The sequence below is a fragment of the Aquimarina callyspongiae genome (genome assembly GCF_034322225.1).
Lineage (GTDB): Bacteria > Bacteroidota > Bacteroidia > Flavobacteriales > Flavobacteriaceae > Aquimarina.
On record NZ_JAXLPA010000001.1, the window covers coordinates 22,593 to 41,056 of the forward strand.

The window sequence follows — 18,464 nt, forward strand, 5'->3', positions numbered from 1 at the left end:
TAAATTATCAATCAATATTCAAAATCTGAAATGTATACATTTCATTACAAAAATGCATACATTTGTTTAGGTCATATAAATCTAAAATCAAAAGAATGCAAAGAAGTCTTAAGGACTACCTTATAATCTCTATTAAAGGGCTTGCCATGGGAGCTGCAGATGTGGTTCCAGGAGTTTCTGGAGGAACAATCGCTTTTATTTCGGGTATTTACGAAGAATTAATAGAAACCATAAACAAACTAAACCTATCCTTTTTTTCAGTTTGGAAAAAAGAAGGATTTAAAGTTTCCTGGGCCAAATACAACCTCTCTTTTTTAACTATGCTTTTTTTGGGTATTGCGATTAGTATTTTGTCTCTGGCAAAACTTATAAAATGGCTTTTACACAATGAACCTTTATTACTCTGGGCATTTTTCTTTGGTCTCGTTCTGGCAAGTATTGTTTATATAGGTAAACAAATAACTGAATGGAAACCAAAGGTTTTTATAGGTATTATAATAGCTGCTATAATTTCTTATTTTATAACAGTTGCAGAACCGATTGCTTCACCAGAAAGTAACTGGTATCTTTTGTTCTGTGGATTTATTGCAATAATTGCAATGATCTTACCAGGAGTCTCTGGTGCTTTTATCCTACTAATATTAGGAGCATATCAAACATTTATAGATATCCTCAATCAATTTAGAGATGGACTATTACAACTAGATTTTGATTTATTATGGCAAGCAATATATAAGATCATTATCATCGCTATTGGTGCTATTGCCGGTTTAAAATTATTTTCAAGAATATTAAACTGGATGTTTAAAAATCATAAGAACACAACTTTGGCTATCCTAACAGGATTTATGATAGGGTCATTGAATAAATTATGGCCCTGGAAGAAGGTTCTATCCTGGAGAACTAACTCAGAAGGTATTCAAGTTTCTTTTCTAGAGCAAAGTATATTGCCAATGCAGTACGATGGAGATCCCAGAATTTTATGGGTGATTTTGTTTGTTATAATTGGTTTTTTATTAATTTTTACTTTAGAACGTATTGCCATAAAAAAAGCAAATTAATATATGCAACAGAGTACCAGAACCTTTTCTGACAGATTTTTCCTCGTTATCAAAGGGTTGGCTATGGGTGCCGCAAATAAAGTTCCTGGAGTATCAGGAGGAGTAGTTGCATTTGTTGCTGGGTTTTATGAAGAATTCATTTACTCACTACAAAAAATAAACTTTAAAGCATTTAAACTTTTTATCAACTTAAGGTTTAAAAGTTTTTGGAGATATATCAATGGTCGATTTCTTGGATTACTTATTTTAGGAATGCTCATCAGTTATTTTAGTGTTTCTAAAATTCTGGACTATCTAATTATTCATTATGAACTATATGTTTGGGCGGCATTTTTTGGAATGATCATTGGCTCCATATATTATATTGTCAAAGATTTTGATGATTGGAGTAGAAGAAATATTTGTTTAATCCTTATAGGAACCATTGTGGGAGTTAGCATTAGCCTGTTAGATCCTGCAAAAGAAAATGACAACCTTTGGTTTGTTTTTTTCTGTGGAATCGTAGGAGTTTCAGGAATGACACTACCTGGATTATCAGGTTCTTTTATTTTGATATTGTTAGGAAACTATGTACTACTTTTAGTCGATTCAGTAAATGCCTTGTATGATACCATTGCTGATTTAATACGTTGGGATCTTTCTTTTTTAGAAAACACTAAAAGAATTCGACTATTAAAGGTTCTTATTGTATTTAGTCTCGGTTCTTTAACTGGATTGGTAACATTATCTCATTTATTAGGATACGTTTTAAAAAGATATAAAAGCGCAACTTTTGCTGCTATCATTGGATTTATTGCAGGTTCTTTAGGAGTAGTATGGCCCTGGAAACATAAGATGTATAAACTTGATCATTTAGGAAACGTATTAATTGATGCCCAAGGCAATCCTATTTTAGACAATTATGATCGTTACCTGCCAGATTTCAATACTACACAAACCTACATAGGTCTTTTTTTTATACTCGTTGGCGTAGGCATTGTCTTATGGTTAGAGTGGTATGGTAAACGAACAATAAAAACTTCAAAATGAAAAAAATATACGGATTATTAGGCCGGAATATTAGTTACTCTTTCTCCAAAAAGTATTTCTCAGAAAAATTCGAAAAAGAAAACCTCAATTGCCAATATGATAACTTTGATATTAAACAAATTGATGAAATAAAAAATATTGTCAAGAATACAGAAATAAAAGGCCTTAACGTCACCATTCCCTATAAAGAAGAAATAATCGAATATCTCGACGATTTGGACCCTATTGCAAAACAAATTGGAGCAGTTAATGTTATCAAATTTAATGCAGACCAAAAATTAATAGGGTATAATAGCGATTATTATGGATTTACCGAATCTTTAAAACCATTATTAAATCCTTCTATAAAAAAAGCTTTGATTTTAGGGACTGGTGGAGCTTCAAAAGCTATCGCTTTTGCATTAACTCAATTAGACATCCATTATAATTTTGTGTCTCGTAATCCAGATTTTAATGAGCTTAGTTATAACGATCTAGATGAAGATATCATACAAGATTTTAAATTGATTATTAACTGTACACCTTTAGGGACACATCCCAATATTGATAATCACCCAGATATCCCATATGAATACCTAACAGAAAATCACGTTTTGTATGATCTGATTTATAATCCTTCAGAAACTACTTTTATGAAAAAAGGTGTTCAAAAAGGAGCTAAAGTTACCAATGGACTGCAAATGCTTATACTACAGGCAGAAAAAGCTTGGGCAACCTGGAACGGATAACATTTCATTTTGTCCTAAAATTCTTACTTAGATCACTTCTAAGTAAATCCTAAAACCCTCTAATCCCTTTGAGGTTTTCTAATATGTTAGTATCTTAGTCATAGATTACACCATCTTAGTTCTTAAGATCATTTAAAAATGGTCTAAACTTTTGTGGTATTAGAACTCAGACAAACAAAAACGTTCACATAATGTCAACAAGTGATAACCTGCCTAAGGCAGATGGAGAGAAAGAAAATAAAATAGATATCCTGGAAACAACCGAAAAAGATTCTAATACTGAAGATTCGAAGGTAAGTGCAGAGGAAATTACCTCAAATGAGGCTATACCTCCTACTTCTACTACAGAAAAATCTGATGTAAATACCTCAGAATCTGAAACTGAAACTTCAGAAGATAATAGTATTTCTGAAAAATCAGCTAATGAAATTCCAGCAGAATCTAAAAACGATTCTCAAGAATCTCCTCAATCTAGTGAAGATGATACAACTGAAAAGAAAGAGGATATTACAACAGACATTGATACTTCAAAAGAAACTGCAGAGGAACCTGTAGGTCAAAAAAATGAATCTAATGAAGTAGCAGCTGCTTCAAAAACACCAGAAGATGATGATCATCTCAATCATATAGATGAAGCAGTAGCAGAAGATAGCGAAGATGAAAGTACTTTAGAGCGACACGATATCGTGAAAAAGGATTATCATTCTATGGATAAAGAAGAATTGATCAAAGAATTAAGAGAATTGATCAAGAATGAAAAGATTCAAGCTATCAAGGAACACGTAGAGGAAATTAAAACAGAATTTAATGAAAAATTCAATGAAGAAGTAGAACAGAAGAAAGAAGAATTCCTTGCAGAAGGAGGTGATATTATCGATTTCTATTACTCTACTCCTGTAAAAAAAGCCTTTAATTCTGTTTATTTTGATTATAAAGAAAAACGAAATTCTTATTATCAAAACTTAAAAAAAGATCTTCAGGAAAATTTAAAAAGAAGATTGGAGTTAATTGATGAACTTAAAGGCCTACTTAATGTAGACGAAAATATTAATACTACCTATAATCATTTTAAAAGTATACAAGAGAGGTGGCGCAATGCTGGACCAATACCAAGAGATAAATACAATACAGTTTGGAACACATATCATCATCATACTGAAAACTTTTATGATTTCCTTCACCTGAATAGAGAGTTCAGAGATCTGGATTTTAAGCACAACCTAGAGCAAAAGCTTAAAATTATTGAGCGAGCTACAGAATTAGCACAAGAAACTGATGTAAATAGAGCTTTTAGAGAACTACAATTGCTCCACAAAATGTGGAAAGAAGATCTTGGACCAGTAGGTAAAGAATACAGAGAACCTATATGGGAAAAATTTAGTTCGCTTACTAGGCAAATTCATGAAAATCGCCAACAATATTTTAAGCAGCAGGATAAAGTCTATGAAAAAAATCTAGAAGCAAAAAATGATATAATAGCTAAGATTATTGAAGTAAGTAGTGATCTTCCTAAAAATCATAATGGTTGGCAACAAAAGATTAAAGAAATTGAAGCTCTAAGAGAAGATTTTTTTAAGGCAGGAAAAGTTCCTTCTAATGTGAATGAAGAAACCTGGGGTAGCTTTAAATCAGCTGTTAGAGATTTTAATAGAAATAAGAATGCGTTTTATAAAAATCTTAAAAAAGGACAGTTTGAGAACCTAAACAAAAAGATGGAGTTAATCAAAATCGCCGAAGATAATAAGGATAATGATGATTTTACTGCCACTACTCCATTGATGAAAAAAATTCAATCTGACTGGAAAAAAATAGGGCACGTTCCTCGTAAAGACAGCGATAGAATATGGAAAAAGTTTAAAGATGCCTGTAATTCTTATTTTGATCGTTTGCACGCTGAAAGAAATGAAGCAAATAAAGAAGAATTGATCGCATTAGAAAAGAAGCAAGCCCATATTGAAGCTCTTTCTGAATTAAAGCTTTCTGGTGACCCAGAAACAGATCTTAAAACGATAAAAGATAATATTGCTATTTGGAAAACCATCGGAAGAGTTCCTTATAAAAAGAAAAACATAGAGGCTGAGTATAATAAGGCTTTAGACGAGCTCTTTAAACAACTTAACCTTAGCCGCAAGGAAACTGAGCTTATTAAATATGAGAATAAGTTAAGTTCATTATCTAACCAAAATGACGACAGAGCGCTTAGAAGTGAACAGAGTTTTATCCGTAAAAAAATCGATGAAGTTAATGGAGAAATTCGTCAGTTAGAAAATAATCTTCAGTTTTTCAAAAATGCTAAAGATGATAATCCTTTAGTACTTGAAGTTCAGAAAAACATCGCAAAACACAGAGAAAATCTAGAGGTTTGGAAAGCCAAATTAATTAAGATTAAACAACTTTAGGCAATATGCAATGTTCTCTTTGTAATTCTGAGACCATTGTGTTTTCTAAAATACATCAAAAAGTTTATTATAAATGTTCCGTGTGTAAAGGCATTACTTTGCACACGGATTTTTTTTTAACTCCTAAAGCAGAAGAAGCAAGATACCAACTCCATAACAATAATGTAGAAGATCCAGGTTATCAAAAATTTGTCTCCCCAATTGTACAAACAATATTTAATGATTTTGATTGCAATCATCAAGGATTAGATTTTGGTAGTGGTACAGCGCCAGTAATCACTTCGCTACTTCATAAACAGAAATATAATGTTACCACTTATGATCCGTTTTTTAATCCAGATCAGAAAGCTTTAGAAAAGACTTATGATTATATCATCTGCTGTGAAGTAATGGAACACTTTTACAATCCTGCAAAAGAATTTGAACTACTTTATTCGTTGTTAAAAAAAGATGGGGTTTTATATTGTAAAACAAATCTATTTAATGAATCTATTGATTTTAAGACATGGTGGTACAAAAACGATGATACTCATGTTTTTTTCTATACTCGGGAGACTTTAGAATGGATTTGTAATAAATATGGTTTCAAGAATCTAAATAATGCTAAGAACCTTATTGTTTTTAAAAAATAGTTTTAAAACTAATATCATATATAAAGAATTACCCGTTAGTTTAAAATAAACTAACGGGTAATTTGTATAGAGGTCAAAAAAGATATCTTTTATAATCTATCAAAAAGATAGCCTGAAAAGCTTTTCTGTAATATCCTATAATGGGTATTGCAAGAAATATAACCTGCTTTACAGGCAATCTTTATTAATGTATTGACCAACAATTAATTCCCATATCCTGGATTTTGATCTAGATTAGGGTTAGCATCACGCTCACGTTGAGGAACAGGCATTACTAAGAAATTATCATCAAAGTTTAACGTACCTACAGTTCCTTCAAGACGTTTTATATCGTGTAATGCAAAACCTTCAAAAGATAGCTCACGTATACGTTCATCTACAACGTTCTGTAAAGTAAGAGGTGATGGTAATGCAGTTGCGCTAGAACGTCCTCTAAGTGCATTAATTTCAGCTAATGGATCTAATCCAATTGTAGTACCCAATCTAAAATTTGCTTCAGCTCTTATTAAATGCATTTCTGCAACTCTTATAAAAGGTATATTAGCAAACTGAGATTGCCATTTTGTGGTTACCGAATTACCGTTATAGAAGAATTGACTTCTTACATCATTGGTAGGGTCATCAAAAATAGCAAAGAATGAAACATTAATAGATACGTCTGCAGTGGGAGATCTACCTCCAAAATCTCTGGTAGCCCAAAAGGTATTCATATTATTAACTGAATTAGCAGCTTCCTGACTGGTTTTTTGCCAAGCAAAAATATCCTCGCTAGAGTCTCCATCATTATTAAATGCTGCCGCATACGTAGTAGTAAGTACGTGTCCACTATTCTGTAAAACATCATTCGCAGCATCTCTTGCTGCTGCATAATTACGTTGTTGTAAATATACTCTAGCCAATAATGCTTGCGCGGCGTATCTATCTGCAAATATCCCGTTACTAGCAGGTAACAAATTATAAGCATCAGTTAAATCCGAAATCACTCTTGCATATACATCTTCTACAGAATCTCTTGTAGGAGAAGTAATATCACTTGAGTTTATTACAGGATCTAACACAATAGGTGCTGCTAATTGACTATTGGTAGTTGCAGGATCATATTGTTGTCCAAAAAGACGAGCCAAATCAAAATAAACCATAGCTCTTAAAAATTTAGTCTCTCCTTCTACTCTATCTCTTTCTGTTTGATCATCAAACACATCAAGACTAGAAATCACAATATTTGCCTGATTATTGACTTCGTATGCATTTAACCAATAATCTCTAACAAAAGTATTATCAGGTACTAGTTGTTTTTCATCTAATTGAGCGGGTTGCTCAAAAGTTCCATTCCAGGATAAATTTCCACTATTTGCTAATAATTCAGAAGCCAAATTAATTCTTCCTCCATAAGAAGCTATTTGTCCAGCTTCATTATAAATCCCGATTAATATATTCTGGATATTGGCGGGACTAGAAGTAGCAATCTCTGGAGATAAACTTTGTTCTGGTTCTAATTCAAGATTATCTTCACACCCCAATATGAAAATAGCTATTAATATGTATGACAGTTTTATTATATATTTCAAATTTTTCATAGTTGTACCGGTTTAAAAGTCAATATTTATTCCTAAAGTATACGTCCTAGCTGGTGGCGCAGAATAAAATGCTTCACCAACCTGTATATTTGAATCTCCATTAAAATCGGCAGTAGATTCAGGATCATAACCATCATAATCTGTAATAGTTATTAAATTAAACCCTGTAAAATAAAGTCGAACTCTACTCATATGGAATTTTCTACTAATATCTCCAGGAATAGTATATCCTAAAGTAAGGTTTCTCAATCTTATAAAATCAGATTCTTGTAAATATCTTGTCGAAGCTTGTTGTCCATTAGTACTAAATAGTCTAGCCTGAGGAACATCTGTAATATCACCAGGATTTTGCCATCTTCTTAATTGATCCACCGTTTGATTATCGAAGAATCTAGCATTTCCTGACTGAAATCTACCTCCATTATTATAAATCGATGCTCCCCACTCTCCTTGAAAAGTAAAGGAAAAATCAATCCCTTTATAAGATACATTATTAGTAATACCTGCTATTAAATCTGGGTAAGGGCTACCTGCAATAATACGATCCGCTTCATTAAAGTTATTGGTAGTAGATCTATCAATTGTTCCATCTGCATTTACAGTATTTCTAACAAATAAAGCATCTCCATTCGCTGGATCAGCTCCTGCAAATTCGACTACATAAAAAGAAGATATTGTCTCACCTTCTCTTACAATATTTCTTCCTGAGATAATATCACCACCTGGTAATTCTGTCACTTCATTGTCTATTGTAGAGAAATTAAGAGAAGTACTCCAGGTAAGATCTTGTGTAACAATGTTTTTAGTATTTAATACAAATTCAAAACCTTTATTCCTTAATTCTCCTACATTTCTGGTAATTGTTGAGAATCCATTAGTTCCAGGTACTGGTTCATTAAGTAATAATTCTTCAGTATTTTTTACGTAGTAATCAACTTCTCCTGAAATTCTATTGTTAAGAAATCCAAAATCTAAACCAATATCTACCTGAGTTGTATTTTCCCATTGAAGTCCTGGATTACCTAATTGAGTTGGTGCCAGTCCAGCTCTTTGATTATATGGTGATCCTTGAAATAAACTTAAACTTGCAAAATTTCCGATACCTGCATTACCAGTTATACCCCAACTTCCTCGAAGTTTTAACAACGATAATGTTTGTGAGCTATTCAAGAAGTCTTCTTCAGAAACAATCCATCCCACAGATGCTGCAGGGAACCACCCAAATCTATTATCTTCTCCAAACCTTGATGATCCGTCATAACGTAAACTGGCATTAAATAGATATTTATCTGAAATAGATAACCTTGCTCTACCAAAATAAGAAAGAAAGTTAAAACGCGTACGATTAGATCCTCCTGCAGTAATTTCTGCAGCACTATCTAATGTTTGTAAATCATCTGAAGGGAATCCTTGACCCTGAGCAAATTGCAGCCTTCTCTGACTATCTTCATAACTCATACCCAATGTACCTTCAAAATCATAAGTTTCATTAAAAACTTTATTATAGGTAAAGTAATTATTCAGGTTATACTTCTCTGTTTGCACTGCATTAGCTGTTCCAAATCCTCCTACTGATGCAGATTCTGTTAAACTACCAGAGAATCGCTCTGCTACTTGTGACAAATAATCATATCCTACTTCGGTTCTAAAACGTAATTCTGGTAATATTTCATATTGTAAATACGCATTTGCCAAAATTCTCCAAACGTTTGTTTTAAAACTACCATTAAATTCTTCTGTTAAGAAGTTGTAGTATTCTGTAGTATCGTTATTAGGTGTTACTCCATCTGCAAGATATGCCGGTGATAATGGTGATTGTGCAATCGCCTGAAGTGGTGTTGCAAAAGCATTATCATTAGAGATTCTATCAATAACCGTTTTAGAAATACTAGAATTAGTTCCTACTTTAAATTTTTGAGAAATATTATGATCTATATTGGTTCTAAACGTATATCTTTCTAATTGATTTCCTCTTACAATACCATCTGTATTGTTATAACCTGTAGAGATAAAGAATTTTGTTTTTTCGCTACCTCCTGATGCAGATACTCCAAAATCCTGCACAGAACCATCAACTAGTGCCAATTCTTGCCAATCTGTATCTACTTCTCCATTTCTCCAATCTAATCCATTAGCGTAAAAATCAAATTGTCCATCAATAAAAGCTTGCGAAAATCCATTATTTAAAGCAGATTCTGTCATTAATTCTACATATTGCGCTGCATTTAACCAATCTCTAGTATTGGTAGCTCTACTAACACCGTAAGAAGAATTTACAGAAACTTTTGTCTTTCCTTGCTTTCCTTGCTTGGTTGTTATAATAATAACCCCATTGGTTCCTCGAGCTCCATAAATAGCAGCTGAAGATGCATCTTTAAGGATATCTATAGATTCGATATCGTTAGGATTCAATGCAACCAGAGGGTTAATTGGTGAATCATTGATCGATTCATCAGAATTTGTAATCGGTATTCCGTCGACTACATAGAGAGGTTCCTGAGATGAAGAAATAGTAGAAATACCTCGAACTCGAACTTTAATTCCTCCTTCTACTTTACCGTTAAGCTGTGTTACTTGTACACCGGCAGCTTTTCCTGATAGTGTACTCTGAACACTCGGTGTTGGGATTTCATTAATTTCTTCTGAAGAAACAGAGGCGATATTCGCTGTTATTCTTCTTCTGGATTGTGTACCATATCCAACTACCACAACCTCTTCTAATGTACTTACATCTTCTTCTAACACAATATCTATTGTGCTTTGACTTGTTACTGCAACTTCCTGAGCAATAAACCCGACGTAAGAATATGTGATGATTTCCCCAGTATTGACCTCAATGGTATAGTTACCGTCAAAATCTGTTTGTGTTCCCCTGTCCGTATCTTTAACTAGTATGTTTACTCCCGGTAATGGTAAACCACTGTTATCGGTAACTGTTCCAGATACGTTTTGTTGTGCAAATGCAAGACTTGTCATGAAAAAGACCAGCATCAGCAATTTGTAGTGATGTTTTCTCATAGATGAAATTTTCAAAAATTATAAATTAGTTATAGTTAGTGTAACCATAAAAGGAAGGCAAGAATATCTTGATGGCTAACTCAATTTACTTCCCAAATTTGAACAAAGTCTAGATGGAAACTATATGTATACCTGCCTATCCTTATTATGATTACTACATAAAGGAACAAATTGTCCTTTTTAATCTAGGTAAAGCCTATCAAGGTTTACCCTTTTAGAAAGTTCCTATTTTCTGTTATAATGAAAGAAAAAAACAGAAAATAGACACTAAATTGTTGTGATTTTAGATTGATTTGTTTGATTTTGTTGTCTTCAGTAGTTTATTCAAACTATCTGATTAGAGGTCTAAGTAAAATTATAATCGATACAGTTATAATTTAATGATTACGGTTAATGTTGGTATTGTATTAAAATTAACCCTAAAAAATTTAAGTTGTCTTTCATATTGTTAAAATTTTAAGTTAAAATTATTTTCCCGTGAAGTGCATAAAAAAATCCATACACCTCTAAACAAATTTTGTTTATTAAGGTATACGGACATATCCGCAAGAAATTCATTCATTCTTCCAATTTTCTTCCTTAATGATGAAGAGCGAATGAGCAACAAATAGTGGTTGCATTATATTTCCTCTGATTCAAATATAGATTATTTTCTATTACAAACTTAAGCAAATACTAATATTATTTACACAAATACCAATACTATATGTAAATATTTTTGATAATTAATATCGATATGGTTATTAAAATGTTAAATTGATTAATTTTTAACAAAATAAAAAGCAAGTTAACACCACTCCTTTTGTTTAATAATTAAACATCCTTTTTTATAAATAAGTTTAATACAAAAAAAATCCCGATGAGAATTCTCATCGGGATCTTATAATTGTGTTTATAGTTTATAAATACTATACTATAAATCTTAGTTTTCGAAGTACATTGGTGTTATCAATGGCACTACATCTGGGGCATTTGGGTTAGATGTAATCTCACTAAGTGGAATTTGATATCTACGGATATTATCTGTTAACACAGTCCCTATAATAGGCTGATAAGCCGGAACTTTATTACGACGTATATCTGTCCAAGTTTCTAAACTTCTCGTGAAATCCGCTACATATTGCTCTTCGTGAATTTTTGTAAGTGCAACCGCCTGAGAATCTCCAGTGATTGTTGCTCTTGGTGAAGCTAAGTATGCATTTTTTGCCGCTTGAGAGATTGCTCCTGGCTGCCCATCATAATAATCTAATGATGCAGAAATACCAGCTCTATAATAAGTATTAGCATCTCCACTGATCCATCCATTTAAAGCTGCTTCTGCTAAGTAGAAATTAACTTCTGAAGCAGTACTATAACGGTCTGGCATTTCAGGACGAACAATATTTAAAGAAACTTGAGATACTGCATTAGGAGTATATGTAAACACACCTTGATCTTGTCCTACATAATTACCTACTACATCATCAAAATAAGTAGCTCTTCTTGGGTCATTATTAGCATTCATGATGTTCACTAAAGGTGTTCCTGCCGCATAGAACTGATTAACACTTCCTGCAAACTGCACAATTAATGTATAGATAGGGTTTTGGTTACCAGCAACATCAAGATAATCTAATTGAGCCTCAAACTCATTAGCAGTAATAAGAGGCTGGTTTGCCACTTCCTGTAACTGCGCTTGAACTGATGTTGGATCTACATTAGCGATTAACATAAGTGCTTTTAATTTCAAAGAATTTCCAAAACGGATCCAATTCTCTCTATCTCCACCGTAAATTAAATCTGCAGGTGCTTCAACAATATCAGTATCTGTAGCTAAAGCTGCGATCGCTTCATCAATTAAAACCGGAATTCCTCTTAAAATCTCTTCTTGAGTATCAAAGTTAGGTGTTGGGAAATCCTCTACCTGAATTGCTTCACTAAATGGTACACTTCCGAAAACCTGAGTAAGATTTAAGTAAATGAAAGCCTCTAATACTTTGGCTTGACCTATAATATTAGTCGCAGTCGGGTTATTACGCTCAGTAAGTACACGCATTTGCTGCAGGTTTCTTAAACCTGTTGTATAATTACCGAAGAATAAGTTATTAGTAGTGTTTGTACTAATGGTTCCTCTTTCTGGATTAAGAAATACTCCAAACGGTGCAGAAAATGATATCTGCTGTGAGTGCGTACCCATCTGAATTGATTCTATCGTTCTATTAGCAGTAATACCTCCTAATAACACTTCTGGCATAAGTAAATCCGGAGCAATATTAGTAGCCGCAAGCGGGTCTGTATTAATACCTTCTATTGAATCTTCACATCCCGAGATAAGAAGTATAGAGAAAGATAAGAATAGTATTCCTATCCTATTTATCAAGATATTTTTCATTTTGTTATTTTTTTAATTTTAAAAATTAGCTTGTATGTTAAATCCGAAACTTCTTGTAGAAGGTACACCACCTCTTTCAATTCCTTGAAGGTTACTTCCTGATCCTCCTAGACCAGATTCTGGATCTATATGTGGAACGTCTGTATTAAATATTGCCAGGTTACGTCCCTCTAAAGCTATTTGTAAAGCCTTTATTGGTGTTTTTTGAAGAATCTTAGATGGGAATGTATATGCTAAACTAAGCTCTCTCCACTTAATAAATGTAGCATCAAATACATTACCTTCTACTACACTTGCATTAGCAAAACCTTGCCAGTATTGTTGTACACTAGCTACTGGAGTTGTATTAGGAACAATATTTCCTGATCCATCATCCATAAATGCTGCTGTATCAATAAATACCTCACGGTTATTTACTGCAGTTTCTTCTGCTAATCCACTTCTTCTTAATTGACCTACAGTATTTGAGAATATTTTTCCTCCTTCTCGGTAATCAAAAGTAGTTGATAATCTCCATCCTTTATATCTAAAAGTAGAAGTAATACCCATTGTATAATCTGGGAAGATACTTCCTAATTTTTCAGCTTGTCCTACTTGACGAATACCATTAGCATCAACTAATATTTGATCTTCTATTTCATTACCATTAGCATCAGTAGCTCTTAAGAATCTAGGTCCGAAAAGTTGAAGATCTTCTCCTTCAATTGCTCTTACAGATATTCCGTTAAAACCAGTAGCAAGGTTTAATGCTCCACCAGGTAAAGCTCCTAAATCATCTACATTAAATTGGTTTGTTGTGAAGTTATAATCAACATCCCAACTGAAATCTTCAGTTTTAATAACTTTAGCATTTATCTGTAATTCTACACCTTTGTTACTAATCTTACCAACATTAGTTAAGAATCCTCCAAATCCAGAACTCTGAGGAGTAGGAACATTCAATATCTGATCTTCAGTGAAGTTTTCATAGTATGTAGCATCAATTAAAATACGATTATTAAATAATCCTAATTCTACACCTATTTCAAAATTCTCCTGATTCTCTGGCTTAAGGTTTGGATTTGCTAACGTACCATCCGAGTTAAACGCTAAGGCTCCTCCAAATGGGAAAGTACCTCCTTGTCCAAACTGCTGGAAGAATCCATTATCTGGGTTAAATGTAAAATCTAGTAAATAAGCACCAGTATCAACACCTACGTTTGCCCAACTACCTCTTACTTTACCATAACTAAGAATATCATTTTGAATATCTAAAGCATCAGAGAACACCCAACTTAAAGAAACTGATGGGTAAAAGAAACTATTATTAGTCTGTGGTAATGTTGACGACCAGTCATTTCTTCCTGTTGCATTTAATATTAACCAATTCTTATATCCTAATGTTAAATCTCCAAAAGCTCCAAAAATTCTTCTTTTAGCAAAATCCTTGAAAGGACTATTTACTTCAGCATTTCCTGGATCGAATAATTCTGGTACTGTTAAATTTTGGCCTGTATTACCAATTCTTTCAAAAACTCTTTCATTCCATTGAGTACCACCTCTTACAACAAGGTTAAAGTCATCTCCGAAATCTTTTTCAAAAGTTGCAATTAAATCTAATGTTAATTCTCGGTTATTGATAGCATCATCCGTAAAGTTACCTTCAAGTGCTCCAATAGTACCAATACTATTATGAATTAATCTTGTATCTGTAAATGTATCGTACCCTACTCTACCTAAAACGTCAAAGTTTTCAAAAGGTCTATACTGTAAAGAAGCGTTACCGAAGAAACGTTGAACAGTTGTCTCTGTAGCATTTTGACGTGCAATAAATAATGGGTTATTCTGTTGTCCTCCTGGATCGTTTATTTGATTTCCTTGGTCATCAACATCTTGTTCGAATAAAGAGAAATCAGTAATTCTTGATAAACCATTGATTACGTTAGTCAATACATTAGGGTCATTAGCTCCAGCTGCAGCAGTACCTCTTGTATTAGTTCTTACATAATTTACACTAAATCTTGAACTTAATTGATCGTTAAATGTCTTTCCTGCATTTAATCCGATGTTAGTTCTGTTTAGCGCTGAGTTAGGTATAATACCTTGTTGGTCATTATAAGCGACACTTAGCCTGTAGTCATCGCCGTTTTGAGAAGCTCCTGAAACTGTAACACTATTGATAATAGTACTACCTGTATCATAAAAATCTTCTACTCCATTTTCAAATATTCTAAATGGAACTTGATCACCTCTTAAGTTAGTGAATGTTTGTCCAGCTAATGAAGGATCATTAATACTAGGACCCCATCCAGCAAAGTTTTGATTTCCGTTAGAAACAGTAAAATCATATACTCCTTCGTCTCCACTTATAAACTGATTTTGGAAATCTGGAAGTCTTAAGGCGTTGTCAAATCTAATACTAGTATTAAAGCTAATACTTGCTTTTTGACCTTCTTTTCCTTTTTTAGTAGTGATTACAATTACACCACCAGATGCTCTTGAACCATATAAAGCCGCTGCAGATGCTCCTTTCAATACAGAAACACTTTCTATATCATCAGGGTTAATATCCTGAGCTCTGTTACCAAAATCAAATCCTCCAGTAATTCTAGATCCTGTAGCAATGTTCTGGTTAGAAATAGGCACACCATCAACTACGAATAGTGGTTGCTGATTTCCTTGTAGTGTAGAAATACCACGAATTAATATTCTGGTAGACCCACCTACGTTACCACTCTGGTTTTGAATAACAACCCCAGAAGTTTTTCCTTGAAGTGCACTAAGTAAATTAGTTTCTCTTACTTCATTAAGATCTTCTGATTTAATGGTAGATACAGCATATCCTAGTGATCTAGCAGAACGCTCGATACCTAATGCTGTTACTACTACTTCTTCTAACTGAGATGCGTCTGTAGCTAGTTTGATGTTAATAGTGTTATTATCATCTATTACTACTTCTTTAGTTTGAAAACCAATATAGCTAAAGGTAATAACTGCACCTTTATTAGCATCAATAGAATAATTTCCATCAAAATCAGTCTGCGTTCCTTTGGTAGTATTTTTGATGATAATGTTAACTCCCGGTAGTGGTAGTCCATTATCATCAGTAACGGATCCAGAGATTTTCTTTTCTTGGGCAATTGCAATGCATGACATAAAGAAGGCAAGCACCAGCAATTTATAATGATGTACTCTCATAAATAAAAAATTCTAAAAAATTATACTTAAATAGTTAATGTAATCACTAAAAGGAAGGCAAGAATATCATGATGGCTAACTCAATCTTACTTTCTCAAACTATAACAAAAATTTAGTGGAATAGTAACACTCACCAACCCTTTACGTGATTACGCCACAAAAGAAAGTATTGACACCTGCAGAATCGGTAATACTTATCAAAGTTTACCCCGTCCCGAAGAAGATTTACGGGTTTACCGCATTTTTTTAACTAAAATTTTGCAACATTTACTAAATCCACTCCAAACCTCCGAAATTAAAGGCTTCGCATATTTTAATATCTAATCAAAAAGTCAGAAAAATTATAGTTTCCAAGGATCAACAATAAATATTTGAGTCTTGTATGCTCAAAATATATTAGAAGCCAATCAGACTTCACTGATCAGTAGAATTTTATATAAAAACTTATATTTAAGAAGTAAATAAAAAGTAGTTTTTTAAGTAAAGAAATAGTACCTGAAACATTTAAAAAGATTGTATCGAAATTTTAACCCAAAAATGAGAAGGTATCACTTGTAATTTGAAACAAAACCCATTTAAAAGTCTTCTAAAGTCATTTTGAGCTATCAAAATACATATTTGGAGAAGTTATAAGACACTCACTATTAAACAAATCAATAAATAAGTCATTTACATTTACCGTAATTAATAGACGAATTAGATGAGTTAACACAAAAAATAAAACCTACTATAATGGCAAGAAAGAAAATTAGCTATGTTATTATGTATTACACGGAAACAAACGCGATAATCAATCATATAGCATTATGCCACAGATGATTTACTAATATATTCTGAAGGGGTTATATGGTTTTGTTTCTTAAAAGATTTATTAAAGGTCACCTTATTATTAAAACCAACCTCATAAGCTACATCTATAATATTAAAATTACCAGGCTTTTCTTTTTTCAAAATCTCCATAGCTTCTCGAATTCTATACGTATTTATAAGCTCAAAAAAGTTCTGATTAAAGTGTTCGTTTATAATTTGCGACGTATTATGCCTCGTTGTTTCTAACAATTCGGCAAGTTTTTGCAAGGTAATGTCATTTTGCTTATACACCTTCTCTTCATTAAGCAATCGCAAAAGTTTATCTTTTAACTCCAATGATAAACTCAAAGTAAGTCCTGACTTTTCATACTTACCAGGAGGCGAAGCATCTTCTTCTGCAATTTCAGGATCAGATTCTTTCTTAGATTTATCACCCTTAACAACTCTTAACACCCCAAAAATACTTGGCTGCACAAAAGCAGTATAACTTACATATAAAACCAATGAAGCCATAATACCTATTTGCAAATGGAATAAGAATCCACTAAGCAGATTTTGAATCACTAAAATCGCATAAATAGAATAAGTAATTATATACCCAGAACAAAAAATAACAATATTTCTTTGCCAGTTTCTTTGTATTTTGGCTATTGCTCTATTTTTCTTAATAGATTGAGAGTATGCTTTTACTACTAAAGTTCCATATATAAGCAATGACATTAATTTAGTAATAACAATAAGTGTTATATATGGCCTATTATGATTCAACATCAAGTTTAATTTTTCCTCTGCAGACAGCATATAGATAGGAATCAATAAAGCAATAATCAATATAGTAGGTACCAGATGTAATATATCTATGAGTTTAAATTGGTATTTAGAATTTATTCTCTTAAAATAAAAATAAATAAGAGGCCCATACAAAAATGAAAAAGCCGTTGACATATACAACGAATGTGGAAGATATAATTCATAATTCGTTAATAATAAACTTACATGAATTATAAAGAACGAATGTTGAAAAACAAAAACACTCATTAACAAGTTTGCTATCTTATCTGATTGTTTTCTTAGGTTCAGCACTACGGTCATGAAAATACCAATAAAACCGACATACAAACAAAACAATGCCCATAAGTCAACTTTTTTCAGATACCTATCCTCTAATAACTTAAAAGCCTCTGAATCTTCGATTTGCTTAAAACTACTATGAGATACAAATGTCAAATCCCTACTTGCCCTAATATATTTACCAACATACTCACTAGCAAGTATTGGTTGATTGGCATGTGCATAGGTGAGCGCTAATTTTTTTAATACAGCAATAGAGTCCGAAGGATTTTTAATAGCAGTAGACTCGATAGGCACTTTATCCAATAATTGTTTCCCCTCAGAATCTTGTTTTTTTTCTGCTATTTTGATATAGGAAGTAGCACCCTCTTCTTTTGTTCTTTCCTCTCCTTCATTAAAACTATAAACCGAAGAAGAAACAGATAACAAAAAAAGGGCACACAACATTAATATTGAAGCATTTTTTTTCTGAGTCAGCCACATAATTACATTAGCATAATTATCTCCGCTAATTTACGATATGATGTTCTTAAATTTCTCACAAATAAGTGTTTCCCGATAAGAATTTACCAAAAAAGTCAATAAAATCAA

Annotated in this window: 10 protein-coding genes; 5 read left to right on the forward strand and 5 right to left on the reverse strand. The window is 32.6% G+C overall.

From position 1 onward, the window contains the following. The first annotated feature begins 95 nt into the window (after positions 1-95). From U0D62_RS00085 to U0D62_RS00105, 5 genes are all read left to right on the forward strand, one after another. Positions 96-1,061 (forward strand): DUF368 domain-containing protein, encoded by a 966-nt coding sequence (locus U0D62_RS00085; RefSeq protein WP_322193100.1) that lies wholly within the window; start codon positions 96-98, stop codon positions 1,059-1,061. Between the two features lie 3 nt (positions 1,062-1,064). After that, positions 1,065-2,090 (forward strand): DUF368 domain-containing protein, encoded by a 1,026-nt coding sequence (locus U0D62_RS00090; protein WP_322193101.1) that lies wholly within the window; start codon positions 1,065-1,067, stop codon positions 2,088-2,090. Then, complete coding sequence (locus U0D62_RS00095; RefSeq protein WP_322193102.1) at positions 2,087-2,818, forward strand: shikimate dehydrogenase family protein; 732 nt, start codon at positions 2,087-2,089, stop codon at positions 2,816-2,818. The genes U0D62_RS00090 and U0D62_RS00095 overlap by 4 nt, the downstream gene beginning before the upstream one ends. A gap of 191 nt (positions 2,819-3,009) precedes the next feature. Then, a complete protein-coding gene (locus U0D62_RS00100; protein ID WP_322193103.1) occupies positions 3,010-5,217 on the forward strand; it encodes a DUF349 domain-containing protein in 2,208 nt (735 codons plus the stop codon). Between the two features lie 98 nt (positions 5,218-5,315). Then, a complete protein-coding gene (locus U0D62_RS00105) occupies positions 5,316-5,849 on the forward strand; it encodes a class I SAM-dependent methyltransferase (protein ID WP_322193105.1) in 534 nt (177 codons plus the stop codon). 203 nt (positions 5,850-6,052) lie between these two features. Here U0D62_RS00105 and U0D62_RS00110 read toward each other — a convergent pair whose 3' ends face one another. The 5 genes from U0D62_RS00110 to U0D62_RS00130 all read right to left on the reverse strand — a co-directional run bounded on the left by U0D62_RS00110 (position 6,053) and on the right by U0D62_RS00130 (position 18,320). Continuing rightward, positions 6,053-7,426: a RagB/SusD family nutrient uptake outer membrane protein gene (locus U0D62_RS00110; protein WP_322193106.1), complete on the reverse strand. Its 1,374-nt coding sequence runs from the start codon at positions 7,424-7,426 to the stop codon at positions 6,053-6,055. Between the two features lie 12 nt (positions 7,427-7,438). Then, the gene (locus U0D62_RS00115) at positions 7,439-10,444 is read right to left on the reverse strand and encodes a SusC/RagA family TonB-linked outer membrane protein (RefSeq protein ID WP_322193107.1); all 3,006 of its coding nucleotides are present in this window, start codon (positions 10,442-10,444) and stop codon (positions 7,439-7,441) included. A 922-nt stretch (positions 10,445-11,366) separates the two neighbouring features. Further along, on the reverse strand, positions 11,367-12,815 hold the full coding sequence (locus U0D62_RS00120) for a SusD/RagB family nutrient-binding outer membrane lipoprotein (RefSeq protein WP_322193109.1): 1,449 nt from the start codon (positions 12,813-12,815) through the stop codon (positions 11,367-11,369). Positions 12,816-12,833: 18 nt separating this feature from the next. Further along, positions 12,834-15,992 (reverse strand): SusC/RagA family TonB-linked outer membrane protein, encoded by a 3,159-nt coding sequence (locus U0D62_RS00125; RefSeq protein WP_322193111.1) that lies wholly within the window; start codon positions 15,990-15,992, stop codon positions 12,834-12,836. Between the two features lie 804 nt (positions 15,993-16,796). Further along, positions 16,797-18,320 carry a helix-turn-helix domain-containing protein gene (locus tag U0D62_RS00130; RefSeq protein WP_322193113.1) on the reverse strand — a complete coding sequence of 508 codons (1,524 nt, stop codon included), beginning with the start codon at positions 18,318-18,320 and terminating at the stop codon, positions 16,797-16,799. Positions 18,321-18,464: the final 144 nt, after the last annotated feature.

Coding starts and splice junctions, on each gene's coding strand:
- U0D62_RS00085 (WP_322193100.1), top strand. CDS start 96: ATGCAAAGAAGTCTTAAGGACTACCTTATAATCTCTATTAAAGGGCTT.
- U0D62_RS00090 (WP_322193101.1), top strand. CDS start 1,065: ATGCAACAGAGTACCAGAACCTTTTCTGACAGATTTTTCCTCGTTATC.
- U0D62_RS00095 (WP_322193102.1), top strand. CDS start 2,087: ATGAAAAAAATATACGGATTATTAGGCCGGAATATTAGTTACTCTTTC.
- U0D62_RS00100 (WP_322193103.1), top strand. CDS start 3,010: ATGTCAACAAGTGATAACCTGCCTAAGGCAGATGGAGAGAAAGAAAAT.
- U0D62_RS00110 (WP_322193106.1), bottom strand. CDS start 7,426: ATGAAAAATTTGAAATATATAATAAAACTGTCATACATATTAATAGCT.
- U0D62_RS00115 (WP_322193107.1), bottom strand. CDS start 10,444: ATGAGAAAACATCACTACAAATTGCTGATGCTGGTCTTTTTCATGACA.
- U0D62_RS00120 (WP_322193109.1), bottom strand. CDS start 12,815: ATGAAAAATATCTTGATAAATAGGATAGGAATACTATTCTTATCTTTC.
- U0D62_RS00125 (WP_322193111.1), bottom strand. CDS start 15,992: ATGAGAGTACATCATTATAAATTGCTGGTGCTTGCCTTCTTTATGTCA.
- U0D62_RS00130 (WP_322193113.1), bottom strand. CDS start 18,320: ATGTTGTGTGCCCTTTTTTTGTTATCTGTTTCTTCTTCGGTTTATAGT.